18 protein-coding genes are annotated in these 20,487 nt (G+C 62.6%); 10 read left to right on the top strand and 8 right to left on the bottom strand.

Going from position 1 to position 20,487, the window contains the following annotated elements; translation table 11 throughout:
* Positions 1–158: 158 nt before the first annotated feature.
* From htpG to FXN63_RS21170, 3 genes are all read left to right on the top strand, one after another.
* Positions 159–2,081 carry a molecular chaperone HtpG gene (htpG, locus tag FXN63_RS21180; protein ID WP_148817262.1) on the top strand — a complete coding sequence of 641 codons (1,923 nt, stop codon included), beginning with the start codon at positions 159–161 and terminating at the stop codon, positions 2,079–2,081.
* Entirely contained in the window at positions 2,078–2,902 is an 825-nt protein-coding gene (locus FXN63_RS21175; RefSeq protein ID WP_246164922.1) for a class I SAM-dependent methyltransferase, read from the top strand. Before htpG ends, FXN63_RS21175 begins: the two co-directional genes overlap by 4 nt.
* Positions 2,903–3,100: 198 nt before the next feature.
* Positions 3,101–4,171: an adenosine deaminase gene (locus tag FXN63_RS21170; protein WP_148817259.1), complete on the top strand. Its 1,071-nt coding sequence runs from the start codon at positions 3,101–3,103 to the stop codon at positions 4,169–4,171.
* 140 nt (positions 4,172–4,311) lie between these two features.
* Here FXN63_RS21170 and FXN63_RS21165 read toward each other — a convergent pair whose 3' ends face one another.
* Complete coding sequence (locus tag FXN63_RS21165) at positions 4,312–5,313, bottom strand: LysR family transcriptional regulator (RefSeq protein WP_148817256.1); 1,002 nt, start codon at positions 5,311–5,313, stop codon at positions 4,312–4,314.
* Positions 5,314–5,476: 163 nt separating this feature from the next.
* Here FXN63_RS21165 and FXN63_RS21160 point away from each other — a divergent pair, with 163 nt between their 5' ends.
* Both FXN63_RS21160 and FXN63_RS21155 read left to right on the top strand, forming a co-directional pair.
* The gene (locus FXN63_RS21160) at positions 5,477–7,084 is read left to right on the top strand and encodes a GMC family oxidoreductase (protein ID WP_148817253.1); all 1,608 of its coding nucleotides are present in this window, start codon (positions 5,477–5,479) and stop codon (positions 7,082–7,084) included.
* A 102-nt stretch (positions 7,085–7,186) separates the two neighbouring features.
* Complete coding sequence (locus FXN63_RS21155) at positions 7,187–7,678, top strand: DNA-deoxyinosine glycosylase (RefSeq protein WP_148817250.1); 492 nt, start codon at positions 7,187–7,189, stop codon at positions 7,676–7,678.
* A gap of 17 nt (positions 7,679–7,695) precedes the next feature.
* Here FXN63_RS21155 and FXN63_RS21150 read toward each other — a convergent pair whose 3' ends face one another.
* The gene (locus FXN63_RS21150) at positions 7,696–9,300 is read right to left on the bottom strand and encodes an alkaline phosphatase D family protein (RefSeq protein WP_148817247.1); all 1,605 of its coding nucleotides are present in this window, start codon (positions 9,298–9,300) and stop codon (positions 7,696–7,698) included.
* Positions 9,301–9,457: 157 nt separating this feature from the next.
* Here FXN63_RS21150 and FXN63_RS21145 point away from each other — a divergent pair, with 157 nt between their 5' ends.
* Both FXN63_RS21145 and FXN63_RS21140 read left to right on the top strand, forming a co-directional pair.
* Positions 9,458–9,925 (top strand): hypothetical protein, encoded by a 468-nt coding sequence (locus FXN63_RS21145; RefSeq protein WP_148817245.1) that lies wholly within the window; start codon positions 9,458–9,460, stop codon positions 9,923–9,925.
* A gap of 44 nt (positions 9,926–9,969) precedes the next feature.
* On the top strand, positions 9,970–11,037 hold the full coding sequence (locus FXN63_RS21140) for a PQQ-dependent sugar dehydrogenase (protein ID WP_148817243.1): 1,068 nt from the start codon (positions 9,970–9,972) through the stop codon (positions 11,035–11,037).
* Here the strand turns inward: FXN63_RS21140 and FXN63_RS21135 are convergent.
* Positions 10,956–12,437 carry a M20 family metallopeptidase gene (locus FXN63_RS21135; RefSeq protein ID WP_148817240.1) on the bottom strand — a complete coding sequence of 494 codons (1,482 nt, stop codon included), beginning with the start codon at positions 12,435–12,437 and terminating at the stop codon, positions 10,956–10,958. The genes FXN63_RS21140 and FXN63_RS21135 overlap by 82 nt on opposite strands.
* A 46-nt stretch (positions 12,438–12,483) precedes the next feature.
* Positions 12,484–13,677, bottom strand: coding sequence for a diaminopropionate ammonia-lyase (locus FXN63_RS21130; protein WP_148817237.1), 1,194 nt, complete (start codon positions 13,675–13,677; stop codon positions 12,484–12,486).
* Between the two features lie 103 nt (positions 13,678–13,780).
* Here FXN63_RS21130 and FXN63_RS21125 point away from each other — a divergent pair, with 103 nt between their 5' ends.
* Positions 13,781–14,278 carry an Lrp/AsnC family transcriptional regulator gene (locus FXN63_RS21125; RefSeq protein WP_425468630.1) on the top strand — a complete coding sequence of 166 codons (498 nt, stop codon included), beginning with the start codon at positions 13,781–13,783 and terminating at the stop codon, positions 14,276–14,278.
* Positions 14,279–14,290: 12 nt separating this feature from the next.
* On the opposite strand, the gene FXN63_RS21120 is transcribed toward FXN63_RS21125, so the two are convergent.
* The 4 genes from FXN63_RS21120 to hda form a co-directional block, all read right to left on the bottom strand.
* Complete coding sequence (locus FXN63_RS21120; RefSeq protein WP_148817232.1) at positions 14,291–14,791, bottom strand: 2-amino-4-hydroxy-6-hydroxymethyldihydropteridine diphosphokinase; 501 nt, start codon at positions 14,789–14,791, stop codon at positions 14,291–14,293.
* 67 nt (positions 14,792–14,858) lie between these two features.
* A complete protein-coding gene (pcnB, locus tag FXN63_RS21115) occupies positions 14,859–16,256 on the bottom strand; it encodes a polynucleotide adenylyltransferase PcnB (protein WP_148817229.1) in 1,398 nt (465 codons plus the stop codon).
* Complete coding sequence (locus FXN63_RS21110; protein ID WP_148817226.1) at positions 16,253–16,945, bottom strand: HAD family hydrolase; 693 nt, start codon at positions 16,943–16,945, stop codon at positions 16,253–16,255. The genes pcnB and FXN63_RS21110 overlap by 4 nt, the downstream gene beginning before the upstream one ends.
* Positions 16,942–17,646 carry a DnaA regulatory inactivator Hda gene (gene hda, locus FXN63_RS21105; protein WP_148817223.1) on the bottom strand — a complete coding sequence of 235 codons (705 nt, stop codon included), beginning with the start codon at positions 17,644–17,646 and terminating at the stop codon, positions 16,942–16,944. Before hda ends, FXN63_RS21110 begins: the two co-directional genes overlap by 4 nt.
* Positions 17,647–17,987: 341 nt before the next feature.
* Here hda and purM point away from each other — a divergent pair, with 341 nt between their 5' ends.
* Positions 17,988–19,037 carry a phosphoribosylformylglycinamidine cyclo-ligase gene (purM, locus tag FXN63_RS21100; protein WP_148817220.1) on the top strand — a complete coding sequence of 350 codons (1,050 nt, stop codon included), beginning with the start codon at positions 17,988–17,990 and terminating at the stop codon, positions 19,035–19,037.
* A 409-nt stretch (positions 19,038–19,446) separates the two neighbouring features.
* On the top strand, positions 19,447–20,487 hold the full coding sequence (locus tag FXN63_RS21095) for an ABC transporter substrate-binding protein (RefSeq protein WP_148817217.1): 1,041 nt from the start codon (positions 19,447–19,449) through the stop codon (positions 20,485–20,487).

Below are 20,487 nucleotides of genomic sequence, written 5' to 3'. Positions count from 1 at the left end.
TGACGGCACAACGGTGGTTGGTTTTTTATTCATGCTAATACTGACTTCCGAGAATGTCGTTGCTGGCGATCTGGCAAAGTCCCAGAACAGGGCTTGAAATCAGCCGAAGCGGCCCAAACTGCGCCGGGTTCCAATCATGCTCCCTGTAGGGAAAATCCATGACGCAATCGACCCCGACTTCCGAGACCCTTGGTTTTCAGACCGAAGTGAAGCAACTGCTTCACCTGATGATCCATTCCTTGTACAGCAACAAGGAAATCTTCCTGCGCGAGCTGGTGTCCAATGCTTCAGACGCCAGCGACAAGCTGCGTTTCGAGGCCATCGACCGGCCCGAGCTGTTCGAAGGCAGCAGCGACCTGGCGATCCGTATTTCGATCGACGAAGCGGCGCGCACGCTGACGATTTCCGATAACGGCATCGGCATGACGCGCGAGGAGGCAATTGCCAACCTCGGTACCATCGCCCGTTCGGGAACCAAGGAATTCTTCAGCCAGCTGACTGGCGACAAGCAGAAAGATGCCCAACTGATCGGTCAGTTCGGCGTTGGCTTCTATTCCTCCTTCATCGTGGCCGACCGCGTGTCGGTGCTCAGCCGTCGTGCTGGCACCGCGCCGTCGGAAGCCATTCTGTGGGAATCGGCTGGCGAAGGTGAGTTCACCATCGCAGCCGCTGAAAAGGCCACGCGCGGTACCGACGTGGTGCTGCATCTGCGCGCCGAGGAAGACGAATACCTGACCAGCCGCCGCATCCGCGAAATCCTGCGTCGTTATTCTGACCACATTTCGCTGCCCATCCTGATGAAAAAAGAGGAATGGGACGCCGAGCAGAGCAAGCAGGTCACGACCGACGAAGACGAGACCGTCAACCAGGCCAGCGCCTTGTGGGCACGCTCGAAGTCGGAAGTCACGGAAGAGCAGTACAAGGAGTTCTACAAGCACGTCGCGCACGATTTCGACGAGCCGCTTGCCTGGACCCACAACCGTGTGGAAGGTCGCAGCGAGTACACCCAGCTGCTGTACGTGCCCAAGCGCGCTCCCTTCGATATGTGGGATCGCAACGCCAAGCACGGCGTGAAGCTGTACGTGAAGCGTGTCTTCATCATGGAAGACGCTGAACAACTGCTGCCGGGCTACCTGCGCTTCGTGCGCGGCGTGATCGATTCGGCCGACTTGCCGCTGAACGTGTCGCGTGAACTGCTGCAGGAAAGCCGTGATGTCAAAGCCATTCGCGAAGGCTCGACCAAGCGCGTGCTGTCGATGCTGGAAGACTTGGCCGAGAACAAGCCGGAAGATTACGCGGTGTTCTGGGAAGCCTTCGGCCAGGTGCTGAAGGAAGGCACGGGCGAAGACGCCGCCAACCTGGAGCGTGTGTCCAAGCTGTTGCGCTTTGCGTCTACCCACACCGGCAACGAAACCCAAAGCGTGTCGATTGCTGACTATGTCAGCCGCATGAAGGAAGGCCAGGACAAGATTTACTACGTGACGGCCGACGGCTACACCGCTGCCAGCCACAGCCCGCACCTGGAGATCTTCCGCCAGAAGGGCATCGAAGTGCTGCTGTTGACCGACCGTGTCGACGAATGGATGCTGTCCTTCCTGCGCGATTTCGATGGCCGCACGCTGGTCTCGATCGCCAAGGGTGGCCTGGACCTGGGCGCACTGGCCGACGAAGAAGAAAAGAAGCAGCAGGAAGAAGTGTCCGAGAACTTCAAGCCGCTGGTCGAACGCCTGAAGACGGCGCTGGGCGAGCGCGTGAAGGACGTTCGTGTCACCTTCCGCCTGGTGGATTCGCCTGCTTGCGTGGTGGTCGATGACAACGAACTCAGCCCGCACCTGCTGCGCATGCTGAAGGCCGCTGGTCAGGAAGCGCCGGCATCGCGTCCGATTCTGGAAATCAACCCGCAGCACGCCTTGGTGGCACGGGTGCAGGACGTGGGCGACGCGGTGTTCGCCGACTGGGCAGAGGTCATTCTTGACCAGGCCCTGCTGGCTGAAGGCGCGTCGCTGGAAGACCCGACCGCCTTCGTGCGCCGTGTGAACAACCTGCTGCTGGCCGGCATCGCGCCGCAGGCATCGGCTTGACCCGCCGCACTAGCAAATCGACTCAGGTGGCCTCCGGGCCGTCTGAGGCCGACGAGCCGACGTTCTCGGAACTGGACGGCGTTCGTTACCTGCACTTCGGTACCCCGTGGGTGCAGGGCGGCATGCAGATCAATGATCCGCCAAAGCTGATCTTTGACTACACGCAGCAGATGATGGCGTGGCTCCTGTTCCTGGACCCGCCGCGCACGCCGCTGGCCATCGGTACGCTCGGACTGGGTGCCGGTGCACTTGCGCGTTACTGCCTGCGTTATACGCGCAGCCAGGTGCGGGCCGTCGAGTGGAACCCGCGCGTCACTGCGGCGTGTCGCGCGTACTTCAAGCTGCCGCCTGAAGGCCCGCGCTTCTCCATCGAACACGAGGACGCTGGCCTGTGGGTCGAGCGCCCCGAGAACGAAGGCAGTTGCCGGGTGCTGATGGTGGACTTGTACGACGCCGAGGCACGTGGCCCGGTGCGTGATTCGCTGGCGTTCTACCAGGCGTGTCGGCGTGTGGTGGGTGGCGATGACGAAGCCGGCATGATCACCGTGAACCTGTTCGGTGAGCACGAAAGTTTCAAGCGCAATTTCCTGCGTATGCAGGAAGCCTTCCGTGGCCGGGTGATGGTCTTGCCCGAACTCGACGAAGGAAACCGCGTGGTGCTGGGGTTCACCGGCCCGCCGCTGGAAATCGATTCGGTCGCGTTCGAGGCGCGTGCCGATGCCGTGACCGCACGCTACGACTTGCCAGCGCAAGCCTGGGCGCGCGCGCTCAGCGGCAATATCTTCATGACCAGTGCTAAAAAGAAGGTGCTGCACTTCTGAGTGGCGTTGTCGAACGGCAGCTCATGCTGCCGTTCGACGCTCTGCTTGAAGTGGTTCGCTGAATTTCATGTTGCCATTGCATCTTGTCGCTGCATGTCTGCACGGCATGCTCAGGCTGCTCGCTTTCAGACTTCACATTTGAACTGCGTATCTGAACCGCACACCCGACCCTCACCTGTCGCGCTTCCGAGGATTGCCATGACTGACCCCCGACCTGCCGACTCCCGACCCGTCGTTCCCCGTATCGCCGCCGAGCGACTTCCCGAATTGCTGCGCAGCATGCCCAAGGCCGAGCTGCACATCCATATCGAGGGTTCGCTTGAGCCTGAGTTGATCTTTGCGCTGGCTGCGCGCAATGGGGTGGCACTGCCGTACCCGGACGTGGACAGCCTGCGACGCGCCTACGCGTTCACCAATCTGCAGAGCTTCCTGGACATCTACTACGCAGGCGCGAGTGTGCTGCTGCGCGAGCAGGATTTCTACGACATGGCGCAGGCGTACTTCCGCCGCGCGGCTGCCGACAAGGTCGTGTGTGCCGAGATATTCTTCGACCCGCAGACCCACACCGCACGTGGCGTCGCCATGCAGGTGGTGATCGACGGCCTGCATCGCGCCTGTGTCGATGCCAAGAAGGACTTCGGCATCGATGCATCGCTGATCCTGTGCTTCCTGCGGCACCTGAGCGAAGAAGACGCCTTCGCCACGCTGGAAGCAGCCAAGCCGTATCTGGACCGCATCATCGGTGTGGGTCTGGATTCCAGCGAACTGGGGCATCCGCCCGAGAAATTCGCACGGGTCTTCGCACAATGCCGCGAACTGGGTTTGCATGTCGTGGCGCACGCGGGTGAAGAAGGACCGCCTGCCTACATTCATGCTGCGCTGGATGTCTTGCACGCCGAGCGCATCGATCACGGCGTGCAGGCCATTCACGACCCCGCCTTGATGGACCGCCTGGCGCGCGAGCGCATTCCGTTGACGGTATGCCCTTTGTCGAACCAGAAGCTCTGTGTGTTCCCCAACTTGGCGGACCACAATATCGGGGCCTTGCTGGCCGCAGGCTTGGCCGTCACGATCAACTCGGACGACCCGGCGTATTTTGGCGGCTACATGAACGACAACTTCCTGCAGACCTTTGCGGCCACTGGGTTGGATTCAGATGCTGCATACCAGTTGTCACGCAACGCCTTCGAAGGCAGTTTTGCGGACGCGGCGACGAAGCAGCGATACATCGATCTGCTGGACGAGACGTTCCTGGCGTTTGCGCACTGAGTTGATGTGGACTGATTGACATGCATTGATGGAAGCAGTGCATTCAATCGACCTTCGCCGAATGAAATCGGCCCGTTTTCAGCGGGCCGTTTTTCGTCCAGAGACCTTTTTCGTGTCTGGCTTTTCGCCGGCTTTCAACGCTAGCGAAACGCCTGCCCAATCACCGAAAACGCCGCTTGAATCACCGGATCGGTCCGACGGCTTTCCAGGCAGATCAACGCCAGTTCCGTGCGGATCGACAAGCCCTTGACGATCTGCAGGCCAGCGGTCTGAGACTCGCGCAAAGCGATGGAATCGCGTGCCAGTGACAAGCCCACGCCGGCACGCACCAAGTCGAGCATCGAGGCTTCCTGATCGACCTCGGCCACCACGCGTGGAGTCACGCCAAGTGCTGCAAATTTCTTTGACAACAGCCGGTGGTGGGCCGAGTCGGGTGGCGTGCCGATCCAGGGCAGGGCGGCGATCTGCGCCCAGCCTTGACCTTCGATGCGCGCACTCCAATCCTGCGGAGCAATCACGTAGTAGGTAAACGGGGCGAGCGCTTGCAGATGCAATGCCTGCTTGCGGGAAGGGGTACTGCCTTGTGCCGGGTCTGTGTGCAGCAGATCGGTGCCTTTCACGCTGCCAGCTTCAGCACTGTCCAGATCGGCACTGCCGCCCCCCACCTTGCGCCTGCCTGTCGTCGTTGCGGGCAACGGTCCCAGGAAGAAACCCATGTCCAGTTCGCCGCGCTGCACCTGTGCTGCTACCCACCCCGACATGCCGTGGCGCAGCGAGGTCTGCAAGTGCGGGTACCGTTCCAGCAACTGTCGCAAGCAGGTGCCCAGCCGCAGGAATTCCGGGTTCAGCACGGTGCCGATGCGCAGGCTGCCGCGCACAGTGTTCTGCAAGGAATCGCCCAGCGCGTCGAAGTCATCGAAGGCACCCAATACTCGTTCGGCTGCTGTCAGCATGGCACGCCCATCTGCGGTGAGCACCAGGCCGCGCACCGTGCGTGTGAACAGGGCCAGGCCGGTGCTGGCCTGCAGATGCTTGAGCTGCAGACTGATCGCAGGCTGGGTCAGGTGCAAGGTCTCGGCGGCACGCGTCAGGTTGCGTTGGCGGGCCACCTCGACAAAGGTGCGCAGGTGCTTGATGTCCATGGAGATAACCCGAAGAAGACGCGCGACCGATACGGCTCGATCACGGCGCGAACCGCAGTAACTCACATTATTAGCCGTTTTTATATTGCGGTTTTCTACAACTCATTGGACGGCGCTTGTCCGTGGCGCGAGAGTGTGGGCCTTCGCATCGGGGGCAGGGAACATGGACAGCTACGACTACATCGTCATCGGCGCAGGCTCGGCAGGGTGTGTGGTGGCCAATCGCCTGTCGCAAGATCCGTCGGTGCGCGTGCTTCTGCTGGAAGCCGGTGGCAAAGACAACTATCACTGGATTCACATTCCGGTGGGCTACCTGTATTGCATCGGCAACCCGCGTACCGACTGGCGTTATCGAACACGCGCCGAGCCGGGCCTGGATGGACGGTCGATTGGTTATCCACGCGGTCGTGTGCTGGGCGGGTGCTCGTCGATCAACGGCATGATCTACATGCGCGGACAGCGCGAAGACTATGACGGCTGGGCGGCGATAACAGGCGATGCAGACTGGTCCTGGGACCATGTGCTGCCTGTCTTCAAGCAAAGTGAAGATCATTACCGTGGCGGTGACCTGCACCACGGGACGGGTGGTGAATGGCGGGTAGAAGCACAGCGCCTGCGCTGGGACATCCTGGATGTGTTCAGGCAGGCAGCAGCACAAGAGGGCATTCCGTTCACGGAAGACTTCAATCGTGGTGACAACTTTGGCAGTGCGTATTTCGAGGTCAACCAGAAAAGCGGCTGGCGCTGGAATACCGCCAAGGCATTTCTGCGTCCTGCACGCAAGCGACGAAATTTGCAGGTGCTGACAGGCGCACATGCCGAGACGTTGCTGTTCGAAGGCAAACGCTGCGTGGGCGTGCGGGTGCGTCACGGCGGTGTCAGCCGCGACCTGCGCGCCACGCGTGAAGTCGTGCTGTCCGCAGGGGCCGTCAACACGCCCAAGCTGCTGGAACTGTCAGGCATCGGTGAACCCGCGCGCCTGCGCGAAGCGGGCATCACGCCGCATCACGCCTTGCCTGGCGTCGGTGAAAACCTGCAAGACCATTTGCAGCTGCGCGCCGTCGTCAAGATCGAAGGGGCGCTGACCTTGAATCGCCTGGTGTCTACCTGGCGCGGCAAGGCGGGTGTGGCGCTGGAATACCTGCTTAAACGCAGCGGGCCGATGAGCATGGCACCGTCGCAACTGGGCATGTTCGCGCGATCCGATCCGGGCCAGGCGCGCGCCAATGTGGAATTCCACGTGCAGCCGCTGTCGCTGGGCGCGTTCGGCGAACCGCTGCATACCTTCGATGCGTTCACCGCCAGCGTGTGTAACCTGCGTCCGAGCTCGCGTGGCAGTGTGCACATCCAAAGCGCGGATGCAGATGCTGCACCCGAGATCGCGCCGAACTACTTGGCGACGGCCGAGGACCGGCAAGTGGCGGTCGACTCACTGAAGCTGGTTCGGCGCATCGTGGACGCACCTGCACTGCGTCCCTACAAACCGCAGGAATGGTTGCCCGGACCGGATGTGCGCACAGACGACGAACTGGCGATTGCAGCCGGGCGTATTGCCACCACCATCTTCCATCCGGCGGGCACATGTTCGATGGGACGCAATGCTGACGACGGGGCCGTGGTCGATTCGCAGTTGCGCGTGCATGGCTTGCAAGGCTTGCGCATTGCAGATGCATCGGTGATGCCAACCATTACCTCGGGCAATACCAATTCGCCGACGATCATGATTGGCGAACGGGCCGCGGCAATGATGCGGGCTGGTGCGGTGCGTTGAACGTGGGGGTATGAACAGGTTTGATCGAACGGGTTTCGCTCGGGGCAGTGCTGTCTGCACCGTCATGCCGATACCGCGCTGCGCACCGTTAACATTGTCCTCATGCTTCAAGGACTTCCTCCCCTTCTCGACGCCAGCACGCGCATCCTGCTGCTTGGCAGTTTCCCTGGCGTGGCCTCGCTGGTGCAGGCGCAGTATTACGCCCACCCGCGCAACCAGTTCTGGCGCTTGCTGGGTGCATGTCTGGACGACGCGCAACTGGCCACGCTGCCCTATGCAGAACGCCTGCGTGCCGCTGCCGCGCATGGTGTCGGGCTGTGGGATGTCGTGGCCGAATGCCGCCGTGAAGGCAGCCTGGATGCGGCCATTATGGATGCGCAGGTCAATCCGTTGGCGGCCTATCTCCGGGACACTTCCCCGCGACTGGCACGCATCGGTTTTAACGGTGCGCTGTCGTGGAAACATGGACAGCACCTGGCCGAACACGGCTACCAAGTGTTCAAGCTGCCATCGTCCTCACCGGCTGCGGCAAGTCTGAATTTTGAGCAGAAGCTGGCATTGTGGCGTCCGCTTTTCGCCGACGCGCTGACCTGAGCTGAACTGACCTGACGTCACACCGCGCGTGGGCCGGGCACACCATCGTTCACGACAAAACGCGCCAGCGTCGACACGCCGCTATCGGCACGCATCACGTCGTCCACGACACGAAGCGTGGTGGTCCATTGTTTAGGTGTCACGTCGACGATCGCATAACCGCGCTTGTCAGGTCTGGCGAACAATACATGCGGATTGTCATCGATGATTTTCTGCGTGCGGTGCTGGGTCGCATTGCTGCGTGACGAGATAGACGTGCCGCAGAACTCGCTGGCAATCACCGGGGACTGTGGCGCAGCGAAGTCGGCCAGCACACGGCACACATAGTTCTGGTGAATGTCCCCGCCCACGAAGACTGTGTTGCGCGGGCGGGTGCTGCTGATCGCGTTGAGCAGGCGCTGGCGGCTGGCGGGGTAGCCGTCCCAGGTGTCGCCGCTATAACTTTCTTCCGGTGCCAGTCGGTAATTGCGCTGGGAAAAAATAGTCTGTTGCGCCAGTACGCTCCAGCGTGTGTCGGTGCCTGCGTCCTGCGCCAAGCCTTGCATCAACCAGTCTTCCTGCTCGGTGCCCAGCATTGACCGTGCGGGGTCGATCAATGCCGGGCACTGCGCTGGCGACACCGCGCCTTGGGGCTTTTCTCCTGGCGTGCGGCAAGCCTGCGGATTGCGGTATTGCCGGGTGTCCAGCACATGAAAACGCAGCAATCTGCCCCAGTCATGGCGCGCATGTACCTGCACGGCATCAGGGGTACCTAAGCCCTGCAAGCCATGACGCAGCACCGATGCCCGCAGCGGCATGTTTTCATAGAAGGCTTGGTAGGCCGCATTGCGGCGAGCCAGAAATGCTTGCGCGTCGCCCACGCCGCTCAAGCCCGCGTAGTCGTCTTGCACCTCGTGGTCGTCCCAGGTGACGATCCACGGACAGGCACAGTGCGCAGCCTGCAAGTGTTCGTCGGTACGGTATAGCGCGTATCGATCGCGGTAGTCGTCAAGCGTTTTCGCGGCGGCCAAGCTATGCGTGCGTGCCAGGGCTTGGCCGGGCTGCGTCTTGGGCATGGCGTATTCGTAGATGTAGTCGCCCAGAAACAAGACCAGGTCCAGGTCTTCATGCTGCATGTGGCGATACGCTGCATAGTGCCCATGTTCCCAGCGCTGACAGGACGCAAATGCAAAGCGGATTTTCTCCGGCATGGCATCGGGGGCAGGGGCCGTGCGCGTACGCGCCGTCGGGGTGACGGCGTCGCCATGCATGAAGCGATAGCAGTACCAGCTGTCCGGCTTCAATCCCGTGACGTCGACGTGCACGGCGTGTCCCAGTGCGGCCAACGCGTTGGCTTCGCCTTGGCGAACGATGCGGCGGAAATTTTCGTCTTCAGCAACTTCCCAGCGCACGGTTACTGAGTCGGGCAACGAGACACGTGGCGTATCGGCGGGCACCGTGCCGGGCACGGGGCCATCCAGCAATCGGGTCCACAGCACCACGCCGTCTGGTGCAGGTGAGCCGCTTGCGACACCCAATGGAAACAGCGCGCGCTGCGTCAGTGTGGCCGACCAGCTCCAGCGCGGCAGCGAGGTGGCAGTGGCTGCCGCAGCGGCCAGGCGAAGTAGTTCGCGACGGTGCATGGGAAACTCGCAGTAAGGCGATTTGTCTATCGTAGGGCACCTCGCCCACACTGGTGTGTTTGAAGCCGACCCCGACCCCTGAAGTCCAACGCATTAAGCCGAAAGTCCAAGCCCGACTCCTGAAGCCCCGCATCCCCACGCCGGAGACCCTTGCCCGATGCCCTTGAAATCCGTGTTCCGCCCGCCCATCGTGGGTGCCTTCCTGGCCGCTGCGGCCGTCGCCACGGTGCTGGCCACTGTCGTGCAGACGCAGTTCAATCTGGCACAGATCACCGCAATGGGCGTGGACGTGCCGGTAGCCTTGCGCCTGCGCACCACCGGCCAGGACTTGCTGGGATTTTCGCGCACCATGGCACCCATCGCGTTGTGCATCTTGCTGCTCGCGCTGCCGGTTGCCACCTGGATTGCACGCCGTCACGGTCACCGGTATCTGTGGTGCAGCCTGGCGGGCGGCCTTGGGTTTTATGCCGCCATTGCCGCTGTCGACGCACTGGCACCCATGCCCACCCTGATTGCCGCCACGCGAGGCAGCCTTGGCATGTTGTCGATGGCATTGGCCATGGCGGTGGGCGGGGCAGTCTTTGCGTTCGCCACGCGCCGCCTCGGCAACGGAGTGGCATCATGAAAATGCTGACGCTCTTGTGCAGTCTGCTATGTGTGGCGGGGAGCATGTCTGCGACTGCTGCCACTGCCGCGCCATCGACAAGCTACCGCGTCGAAACCATTGCCGAAGGACTGGATCGCCCCTGGTCGATTGCCTTCCTGCCTGACGGGCGGGCACTGGTCAGCGAAAGCCCGGGGCGGCTGCGTCTGGTGGTCGATGGTGCCCTGCAACCCACCCCGGTAGCCGGGTTGCCCAGCGGGCTTTATCTGGACAAGCACGACGGTCCGATGGATATCGCGGTCGATCCACGCTTCAACGAAAACGGCTTCATCTATCTGAGCCACGCCTACGGCACCGACGCCGCCAACAACATCCGTGTGATCCGCGCACGATTGACCGGCAATCGGGTTGAGGACGTGCGTACCCTGTTCGAAGCCTTGCCGCTCAAACGCACTCGGTCGAACGCGGGCGGACGCCTGGCCTTCCTGTCCGACGAAACCTTGTTGCTGACGATAGGCGACGCCTTCATCCAGCGTGAACAGGCACAGAATCCCGCCAACCATCTGGGCAAGACCTTGCGCCTGACCCGTGACGGCAAGGCTCCACCCGACAATCCATTCGTTGGCAAGGCCGGCACTACGCCCGAGATCTACACCCTGGGGCATCGCAATGCGCAGGGCATCACGGTGGTCGATGGGGTGGCGTGGATATCCGAGCATGGCGCGCGCGGCGGTGACGAACTCAATCGCCTGAAGTCAGGGGCCAACTACGGCTGGCCCCTGGTCACGCAGGGCGTGGACTACACCTGGGCACGCGTGTCGCCATTCACGGGGTTGCCCGGCATGGAGCCGCCCGTGGTGAACTGGACGCCATCGATTGCACCTGCCGGCCTGATGCACTACACCGGCACCATGTTCCCGGCATGGCGGGGTGATTTCCTGGTGCCCATGCTGGCAGGCAAGCGGGTGCAGCGAGTGCGCATCGGTGCGGACGGCGCGGTCAGTCAGGAAGTGTTGTTTGCCGACCTGGACGCGCGCATCCGCGACATGCGTCAGGCACCCGATGGTGCCTTGTGGCTGCTGACTGCAGGCCGCGGCGCACGGTTGTTGCGTGTGGTGCCTGCCGCACCTTGATCAGAAGTGGTGTGGATGTCTCCCAGATCCCACCACAGCTCTGCCATCAGCGCCAAGGATTCCCGCGCCCCCGAGGCAAGCAGGTGTTCGTTGGGGGCGTGCTGAGAGCACGCAGGGTAGGCGTGCGGCACCCACACCGTCGGCAGCTTCAGCACATTGGCAAAAATCGCGTTGGGCAGCGTTCCGCCCAGGTTCGGCAGCAGGGCAGGTTTCTTCCCGGTCGTGCGTTGAATCGACCTCAACGCCCATTCCACCCAAGGATTTTCCGGGTCCAGACGAGTGGCTTCCACTGCCTCGTGCACGATCACCTGAACATCGGAAAAGCCATGCTGCGACAGATGCGCCTCCAGGTTCTGCCTGACCCGGGTCCAGTCGCTGCCGACCACAAAGCGCCACTGGCAGATTGCTCTGGCCACCGGGGGAATCGCGCCGATGGGGGCATCCACGTCAGCCGCCTTGATCGCCAATACTTCAAAGGCGTTCCAGGCCACCACACGCTCGGCAGGGCTTAACCCCGGCTCACCCCAGTCAGGGTCGATGGCCGGTGACGAGGCGTCCTGGCCGAGTTCGATATCTGCCAGCGCAAGGCGCACGGCGTCAGGAATCGCTGGCGGTCGCAGCCCTTCCACAGCAATGCGGCCACGTGCGTCCAGCAGGCTGGCAATCGCGTGAGACAGGATGACCACCGGGTTGGCCAATACGCCGCCCCAGTTGCCCGAGTGGTGCGCGCCCGAGCGAAGATCCACCCGCAGTTCCAGATTCAATTCACCCCGCGAGCCCAGAAACACGGTGGGCCGATCAGCGGATACACGCGGCCCGTCCGATGCCAGAAACAGGTCTGCGGCAAAGGTGTCTTTCGCCGCTTCGCACACCGCCTTTAATCCCGGTGAATCGATCTCTTCGCCGGTTTCCACAATGATCTTCAGGTTGAAGCCAAGCTTGCCGCCGCGCGCCGCAATCACGGCTTCCAGGGCGGCCAGATTGATGGTGTGCTGGCCCTTGTTGTCGGCGGTACCACGTCCGTACCAACGATCGCCATCAACCGTCACCTCCCAGGGTGATCGGCCGTCGGCCCACTGGCCTTCGTAGCCACGCACCACGTCACCATGCGCATAGGTCAGCACGGTAGGCAGCGTAGGGTCTTCATGCCGTTCAGCGAACAACAAGGGGGCGTGGGCAGCAACCGGGTTGGCAAGCAACCGGGTGGTGAAGCCTAGCCGGGCAAGCGCGGGTGCAATCTCGTCTTGCAGATAGGCCAGTGACTGCGCGGCCTGTGCTGGCTCCTGGCTTTCCGAGCGAATGGCAACACGACGCCTGAGCGTTGCAAGCAAGCCGCCGGTGTCGAAAATATCAGTCGCGCGTGCAATTACCGCATCGCGCGTGGCAAAAGTGTCTTTCACAAATCAGTCCGTAACGGTGTGGGTGGTTGGCTTGAAAGTTTGCCGCTCAGGCGGCCGCCAGAACCTGATCGGGCCGCAAACCAACCAGCTCTGTGTAGCGTGCAGGGTCGGTCGCGCCTTCGGTGTTGATGACCAGCACGCGAGATGTCGCGTCCAAACCAAGCTGTTCCTTTGCATCGGGCGAGGCCACGGCGCGGATCAAACCCGCCAGTCCCACACCGCCGCTTTCTCCGGCGACGATGGTTGGGTCATCGCCGGCAGGGCGGGCCAATCGGTTCATGACGGCAATGGCGTCTGCTTCGTCCACCGTCATGAAACCCTCGGCCACGCGCGACAGTACACGCCACGCAATCGGCGAGGGTTCATAACATTCCAGCATTGCCATCACCGTTGGTTCACCATGCGCAACCCGCACCAGGTGTCCGGCCTGGGCCGTGGCATGGACGCATGCTGCCCGTGCCGGTTCAACCACCACAAAACGCGGCCGGCGCTCGCCCATGACCAACGCCAGGTGGCCTGCCACGGCTGCCGCGACACCGCCCACGCCCGCCTGCACGAACACATGCGTGGGGGCCGCAGGCAGTTGCTGCAAGGCTTCACCCACCATCGCGGTGTAGCCCTGCATCACCAGGCCGGGAATGCGCTCGTAACCCGGCCACGAGGTGTCCGACACCACGATCCACCCACGCTCGGACGCCAGCCGGGCGGCCTCTCGCACCGAATCGTCGTAATTGCCAGGGACACAGATCATGTCGGCCCCGAAACGCGCAATCGCGGCCACGCGTCCTTCGCTTACGCCGGCGTGAACCAGAATGGCAGCGCGTGCACCCACCAACTGCGCGCCCTGTGCAACCGATCTGCCGTGGTTGCCATCGGTGGCGCAGGTGACGGTCATGGTGGCCGCAATCGCACGCACCTCGGGAGATTGCAGGTCGGCCACGTCCAGCGTGCGCTGCAAGCGCTTGCTGGCTTCTTCCAGTACCAGACACATGACGGCGTAAGCCCCGCCCAAGGCCTTGAAGCTGCCCAGGCCAAGCCGGAAGCCTTCGTCCTTGATGTGGATGCTTCCTACACCCAGCTCGCTCGCCAGCGCGGGCAGGGCGTGCAAAGGCGTGACGGCATTGGCATCGCGCTGCGCCAGGAACCGCGCAACCTTTGCATGTGCGTCGGCACCCAAGGTGGCTGCATCGATGCGATCCAGCGGTTGAAGGTAGGACGGATGGGTGTTGGAAACGAACATGGCAGACCTCGTGGTATCGACACGAAAATATAGTGCGTCCATCATGAGGAATTGACTGCGTTTGCGATGCTCGCACGCAGCGTTGTTTCGTCAAGGAGCCGTGTTGAGCAAGTTTTCTTCAGACCCCACGCTGGACCGTTTTGACCTGGCGATTCTCGACATCCTTCAGCGTGACAACACCACATGGCAGCGTGCCATCGGCGAAGCCGTTAACCTGTCTGCCCCCGCGGTGCAGCGCCGCATCAAGCGCATGGAAGAAAGCGGGGTGATCCGTGCCAATGTGGCGCTGGTAGACCCAAACCTGCTTGGCCAGTCGATCACGGTGTTGGTGGAAGTGGAAATAATCAGCGAAACCGCCGACCTGATCGACGCCGCCAAACGCGAGTTTGCCGCCACACCCGAAGTGCAGCAGTGCTACTACATCACAGGGCAAGCGGACTTCATGCTGGTGGTGATCGTGCCGTCGATGGCGGCCTACGAGGCGCTGACCAAGCGCCTGTTTTTCCAGAACAACAATGTTCGGAAGTTTCGCAGCTCGATCGCCATGGACCGCGTGAAGGTGGGGATGACGATCCCGCTGGGTGCCGTGTCTGCGGCGTAGGCCGAAAGGACCTTAACTGCGTTCGATCGCCTGGTCGGCGCAGGCTGCAAGCAGGTGTTCGAAGCTGCCTTGTTCCAAGACCAGATCGGGGTCCAGATCCTGCAAGGGGCGCAGCACGAATGCACGCTGATGCAGGCGCGGATGCGGCAAGCTCAGGCGCGGGCTGTCCATGCTGACGCCTTCGACCAGCAGCAGGTCCAGGTCGAGCGTGCGCGGTGCATTGCGATACGGACGGTCGCGCCCATGTTTTTGCTCGATGTATTGCAGTACATCGAGCAATGCAATCGGTTCAAGCGTGGTGCGCAGCCTGGTCACGGCATTGACGAACACCGGGCCTTGCGCATCGACGGGCGCGCTGCGGTAGAAGGGCGAGGGCACGACATCGGCAATGCCGGGTGCTGCTGCCAATTCAGACAATGCTTGCCGCAGCGTGGCGCTTGCATCGCCAAGGTTGGCACCCAGTCCCACCCATGCAGTGCGAGCAGCGTGATGGGCGGTGGTGGTCTCAGTCATGTCGGTAGTCTGGATGTGGGAGGCACGGTCACGGCAGGTGAACCCGCAGGTTCGCCTGCCGTGATGTTCATGCGTCCGGCGTGACGTTGTCGCTGGCCGGTGCGCGACGGCGTGCGTTGCTGCGGCGGCGCTTGCGGGGGGCACCGTCCGGTCCGGTGGCAGGTGCTGCGGGACGCGGTTGACGTGCCACGTCTTCCAGCATTTCTGCGCGTTCGGTGTCGTTGGCGTCCGCCAGGTCCATCCACCACTGTGCAAGCACGCTGTCGACCTGACCGGCGGCGGCACGCAGTTGCATGAAGTCGCAGGCGGCGCGGAAACGGGGTTGTTCGATCATGCGCCAGGCAGCCTTGCCCACGCGGCGGTCGAAACGCGGCTGCATGAACCAGATCTCACGCATGTCGGACACGAAGCGGCGCTGAATGGCGAGCTTCTCGGTCTGGTCGTCCAGCACCGAATCCACCGCCAGGCCCAGCGCGGGCAGCGAATGTTCGCCCTTCTTCTGGTATTGCTCCCAGCGCGTATGCACCTGCTGCCACAGCAGCGCGGCGAACAGGAAGCTGGGGCTGATGGTCTTGCCGACGCGCACGCGGGCGTCAGTGCGTTCCAGCGCGAGTTCCACGAAGCGTTCGCCGTCGGGCTGTTCCAGCACCACGTCCAGCATGGGCAGCAGGCCGTGATGCAGGCCTTGGGCGCGCAGCTGGCGCACACAGTCCATGGCGTGGCCGCAGGTCAGCAGCTTCAGCATCTCGTCGAACAGGCGCGAGGCCGGCACGTTCTCGATCAGATTCGCCAGACTCTTGATGGGCGCGCCAGTGGCAGCGTCGATCTTGAAGTCGAGCTTGGCGGCGAAACGCACGGCGCGCAGCATGCGTACCGGGTCTTCGCGGTAGCGCTGCACCGGGTCGCCGATGATGCGCACCAGGCGCTGCTTCAAGTCGGCCACGCCATCGTGATAGTCGATCACGGTCTCTGTGGCCGGGTCGTAATACAGCGCGTTCAGTGTGAAGTCGCGGCGTGCAGCGTCTTCCTGCAGGTTGCCGAATACGTTGTCACGCAGAATGCGGCCGTGTTCGTCCTTGGTCTGGTCGTCGGAACTGGCCGCGCGGAAGGTGGACGTCTCGATGACTTCCTGACCGAACACCACATGCACCAGCTGGAAACGGCGGCCGATGATGCGGGCACGGCGGAACAGCGGCTGGATCTGTTCGGGCGTGGCGTTGGTGGCCACGTCGAAGTCTTTGGGTTCGGCGTTGGCGATCAGGTCGCGAACGGCACCGCCCACGATATAGGCTTCATAGCCGTTTTCCTGCAACACGTCGCACACCTTGATGGCGTGGCGTGACACACGACGACGGTCGATGCCGTGTTCGCTGACCGGCACGCGCAGCGGCTGGCGCTTCTTCACGCTGAGAACAGGGCGTGCGCCAAGCGGCTTGAAAATCCGGGAGATGAGCTTTTTGATCATTCGAACAGGTCCGTGACCGCCCAGCCGCGAGCCTGAGACAGGGCGCGCAGCGCAGGAGAAGGATTGGTGGCAACCGGGTGGGTCACGGCTTCGAGCAGGGGAACGTCGTTCATCGAATCGCTGTAGAACCAGGACTGCTCGTAGTCCGCAAGACTGCGGCCCTGGCTGGCAAGCCAGGCGGTGACGCGGGTCACCTTGCCTTCGCGGAAACACGGCGTACCGTGGATGCGGCCGGTGTAGCGGCCATTGAGGTACTCGGCATCGGTGCCAAGCAGGTATTGCACGCCGAACGCGCGTGCGATCGGGGCGGTCACGAAGGTGTTGGTGGCGGTGACGATGGCAACCAGATCACCATCGGCCAGGTGGCGGTCCACCAGTTGCCGCGCTTCCGGGCGGATTGCCGGCCGGATCACGTCGCGCATGTAGTCTTCGTGCCACACAGCCAGATCGGCCGGGGCGCTGCGTGCCAGCAGTCCCAGCATGAAGGCGGCCGATTCGTCGGCGGTCAGGTTGCCAGCGTTGTAGCGATGCATCAGTTCGACATTGCGGGCCAGCGCCGCTTCGCGGTCACCGGCGCGGCCGGTGTCGGCCAGGAACTCGGCCCACTGGTAGTCGCTGTCCAAGGGCAGCAGCGTATGGTCGAGGTCGAACAGCGCGATGCGCCGTGCGTCGAACGGGAAAGCGCTCATGTGTGATTCGCCGACCCGGAGGACGGAGGGGGAGGAAGTTGTGCCACCACGGTGCGCAGCAGCGCGGTGGTGATCGGGCGCTTGGTGGCGAGCGAGTAACGGTCGAGCGCGTCGATCAGCAGGATCAGTCGGCCCATGTCGCGGTCGTAGTGATTCAGCATCCACAGCAGCATGTCGGGCACCAATTGCAGGCCGCGATTGCTGGCGTGGGTATCGAGCGCTGCCAATTTGTCGTCATCTGACAACAGTTCCAGCCGGAATACCAAGTCCCAACCCAGGCGGGTACGCAAGTCTTCGCGCAAGGCCATGCTGGCGGGCGGGCGGTCACCGGCCACCACAAGCGAGATGGCGTGTTCGGTGGCAGCGGATTCGCGCCACTGGTTGTACAGCGCGAAAACGGCGGCCTGGCGGTCGGCGTCCATGCGGTGCAGGTCGTCTACCGCAACCCGCGAGGCGATGCCGCTGATGGCGGTTTCGAAATGATTGAGCGAGGTGCCGGGATGCAGGTACAGCGTGCCGGGCGTGGCGGTCGCCGCTTTCAGCAGATGGGTGCGGCCACAGCCGGCTGGTCCCCACAGGTAGATGGCGCGGCCACGCTCAAGGTGTTGTAAAGCGGCAAATGCTTCGTCATTGGTGCCGACGACGAAATTGCCCAGCGTAGGGGCCGGGCCGGGAACGACGTCGAGCAGGAGCTGCTTCATGGACATCCGCACCTGCACTGCTCCGCCTGGGCGGAGCCGAGGGCCGAGTCAGCAGGGCCTGACAGGCGGTGCATCGGGCTATGCGCGTGCGTGCGCTGCCCCGGGACATGGGCAGTCAGCCGGGCCTTTATCCGAATTTGCGGCATCGAAGGAACAATCATCATAAAATTATAGCTTTCACCCCGCGTTTGCCGTGTTTTTAATACCACGTACTGCTGATACGTCCTGTCGGGCACACCCCGACAAGTCTGTGGCAAGCAGGTCGGCTGGCACGCCAGCCAGTACGTGGTCGCACCACGCGCAGGGGCTTCCTGTTTCGCTTTACCCTTTTGGTTCCTTCCATGTCCGCACATCAGCCTGGCTCCGCTCCCCTTACTTACCGTGACGCAGGTGTCGATATCGACGCCGGCGACGCACTGGTCGAGCGGATCAAGCCGCTTGCCAAACGCACCATGCGCGAAGGCGTGCTGGGCGGCATCGGCGGCTTCGGTGCGCTGTTCGAAGTGTCCAAGAAGTTCCGTGAGCCGGTCCTGGTGTCCGGCACCGACGGCGTGGGCACCAAGCTGCGCCTGGCCTTCACCTGGGACAAACACGACACGGTCGGTATCGACCTGGTCGCCATGAGCGTCAACGACATCCTGGTGCAGGGTGCCGAGCCGCTGTTCTTCCTGGACTACTTCGCCTGCGGCCGTCTGTCGGTCGACACCGCTGCCACCGTGGTCGGCGGCATCGCCACCGGTTGCGAGCAAGCCGGTTGCGCACTGATCGGCGGTGAAACCGCTGAAATGCCGGGCATGTACCCGGACGGCGAATACGACCTGGCCGGCTTCGCGGTGGGCGCAGTCGAAAAGTCGGAAATCATCGACGGCAGCAAGATCATTCCCGGTGACGTGGTCCTGGGCCTGGCCTCCAGCGGCGCACATTCCAACGGTTACTCGCTGGTGCGCAAGATTCTGGAACGCACGGGTGCCAAGCCCGATGACGACTTCCACGGCCAGCCGTTGCGCGACGTGGTGATGGCACCGACCCGCATCTACGTGAAGCCCATGCTGGCTGCCATCAAGCAACACGGCATCAAGGGCATGGCCCACATCACCGGTGGTGGCCTGCTGGACAACGTGCCGCGCATTCTGCGTCCGGGCCTGGCGGCACGCCTGCACCGCGATGCATGGACCATGCCGCAGCTGTTCACCTGGATGCAGAAGGAAGGTGGCGTGGCCGACGAAGAAATGCACCGCGTCTTCAACTGCGGCATTGGCATGGTGGTGGTGGTTGCAGCTTCGGAGGCCGACGCCGTGATCGCCACGCTGCGCGCATCGGGCGAAACCGTCAGCCGCCTGGGCGAGATCATCGAACAGGCTCCGGGCACGCCGCAGACCGTGGTGGTCTAAGCGTTTCGGATAGTTGATCGAACGTGTTTGATCACACGTATGTAGTCAAACGCGGTTGATCACACACGGTTGATCAAATGCAGCGGCCTTCGGGCCGGCTGCGAATCAAGCCATGCAGAACCTTGCATGGCTTTTTTTCGTCTGTTCTCTGCGTGCGGCATAAGCATCTCTGCATAAGAAAAACGCCATAAGAAAAGCACCATAAGAAAAGCAAATTTCGTCGGTTTGGTTTGCGACAAGGCTTCGGTAAGGTCGATGGCTTGGGGCTTCTGCGATGCGCAGTGCAGCCCGCAGGCATGCCGTGTGTGCGTTGTTTTGCGTTGTTGTCGTGCGTGTTTCTACACGAGCTTCTCGCATATTTTTTCGCACCCACGGCTTCATCGTCCGATCTCCTTTTCCGGAAGCCGCCATGCCCATATTCGATCCAAAAATCTCTGTCGCAGGTCCGTCACGCATCGCTCGTCGCAGCGTGCTGCGAGGCGCGGGTGCGTTGGGCCTGGCGGCTAGCGCCGGCTTGCTGGGCACGCGGGTGTCCTGGGGAGCACCGACCGGCAAGAAAGTCGTGTTCTCCTGGAGTGGCACCGGGCTGTGCCTGGCCCCGGTAGTGATTGCCCGCGACCGCGGCCTGTTCGAGCAGAACCAGGTGGATGTCGATGTGATCAGCTTTGCCGGGTCGGTGGATCAGGTGCTGGAATCACTGGCCACCGGCAAGGCCGACATGGCGGTGGGTCTGACCCATGCCTGGCTGAAACCGCTGGAATCTGGCTTCGATGTGCGTATTGTCGGCAGTGCCCACGGCGGCTGCCTGCGGGTGTTGGCCACCAAGGAGTCCGGCATCGAGACCATCGAAGCGGTGCGGGGCAAGACCATTGGCGTCAGCAGTGTGTCCGGCCCCGGTCGCCAGTTTTTCTCGACCTACCTGGCCCGTCGCGGTGTGGACCCGGACAAAGATGTCGAATGGCGCGCCTATCCCGGCGATGTGCTTGATCTGGCCGTCAAAAAGGGCGAGATCCAGGTTATTTCCGACAGCAATCCCAACCTGTTCCTGATCGAAAAACGCAACCCGGGCGTGTTCAAGGAAATTGCCAATATCCAGACGGGCGACTATGCGAACCGGCTGTGCTGCATCATCACTGCTCGCGCAGACCTGGTTCGCGATCGCAAGACCGAAGTGGCGAGTGTGGTGCGCGCGCTGATCCAGGCCTCGGAATTCACTGCCGACAATCCCAATGAAGCCGCGCGTATTGCGGCCAACTATGTGCCCAAGGTGCCGGTGGAAGACCTGCGCGCCATCTTGGCTGACCTGACCTATCGGCATCACCCCGTGGGCACCGCATTGCGCGATGAAATCGAGTTCTATGCACGCGATTTGAAGGGCGTTGGTGTGCTGAAGAAGACCACCGATCCCGCCAAATTTGCCAAGTTTCTGACTGTCGATGTGCTGAGCTGA

Source organism: Pigmentiphaga aceris, from assembly GCF_008119665.1.
Taxonomy (GTDB): domain Bacteria; phylum Pseudomonadota; class Gammaproteobacteria; order Burkholderiales; family Burkholderiaceae_B; genus Pigmentiphaga; species Pigmentiphaga aceris.
This window is presented reverse-complemented; position numbering and strand designations above follow the sequence as displayed.

Excerpts from the sequence above, each read along its gene's own strand:
- htpG (WP_148817262.1), top strand. The coding sequence starts at position 159 with ATGACGCAATCGACCCCGACTTCCGAGACCCTTGGTTTTCAGACCGAA.
- FXN63_RS21170 (WP_148817259.1), top strand. The coding sequence starts at position 3,101 with ATGACTGACCCCCGACCTGCCGACTCCCGACCCGTCGTTCCCCGTATC.
- FXN63_RS21165 (WP_148817256.1), bottom strand. The coding sequence starts at position 5,313 with ATGGACATCAAGCACCTGCGCACCTTTGTCGAGGTGGCCCGCCAACGC.
- FXN63_RS21160 (WP_148817253.1), top strand. The coding sequence starts at position 5,477 with ATGGACAGCTACGACTACATCGTCATCGGCGCAGGCTCGGCAGGGTGT.
- FXN63_RS21155 (WP_148817250.1), top strand. The coding sequence starts at position 7,187 with ATGCTTCAAGGACTTCCTCCCCTTCTCGACGCCAGCACGCGCATCCTG.
- FXN63_RS21150 (WP_148817247.1), bottom strand. The coding sequence starts at position 9,300 with ATGCACCGTCGCGAACTACTTCGCCTGGCCGCTGCGGCAGCCACTGCC.
- FXN63_RS21145 (WP_148817245.1), top strand. The coding sequence starts at position 9,458 with ATGCCCTTGAAATCCGTGTTCCGCCCGCCCATCGTGGGTGCCTTCCTG.
- FXN63_RS21140 (WP_148817243.1), top strand. The coding sequence starts at position 9,970 with ATGTCTGCGACTGCTGCCACTGCCGCGCCATCGACAAGCTACCGCGTC.
- FXN63_RS21130 (WP_148817237.1), bottom strand. The coding sequence starts at position 13,677 with ATGTTCGTTTCCAACACCCATCCGTCCTACCTTCAACCGCTGGATCGC.
- FXN63_RS21120 (WP_148817232.1), bottom strand. The coding sequence starts at position 14,791 with ATGACTGAGACCACCACCGCCCATCACGCTGCTCGCACTGCATGGGTG.
- pcnB (WP_148817229.1), bottom strand. The coding sequence starts at position 16,256 with ATGATCAAAAAGCTCATCTCCCGGATTTTCAAGCCGCTTGGCGCACGC.
- FXN63_RS21110 (WP_148817226.1), bottom strand. The coding sequence starts at position 16,945 with ATGAGCGCTTTCCCGTTCGACGCACGGCGCATCGCGCTGTTCGACCTC.
- hda (WP_148817223.1), bottom strand. The coding sequence starts at position 17,646 with ATGAAGCAGCTCCTGCTCGACGTCGTTCCCGGCCCGGCCCCTACGCTG.
- purM (WP_148817220.1), top strand. The coding sequence starts at position 17,988 with ATGTCCGCACATCAGCCTGGCTCCGCTCCCCTTACTTACCGTGACGCA.
- FXN63_RS21095 (WP_148817217.1), top strand. The coding sequence starts at position 19,447 with ATGCCCATATTCGATCCAAAAATCTCTGTCGCAGGTCCGTCACGCATC.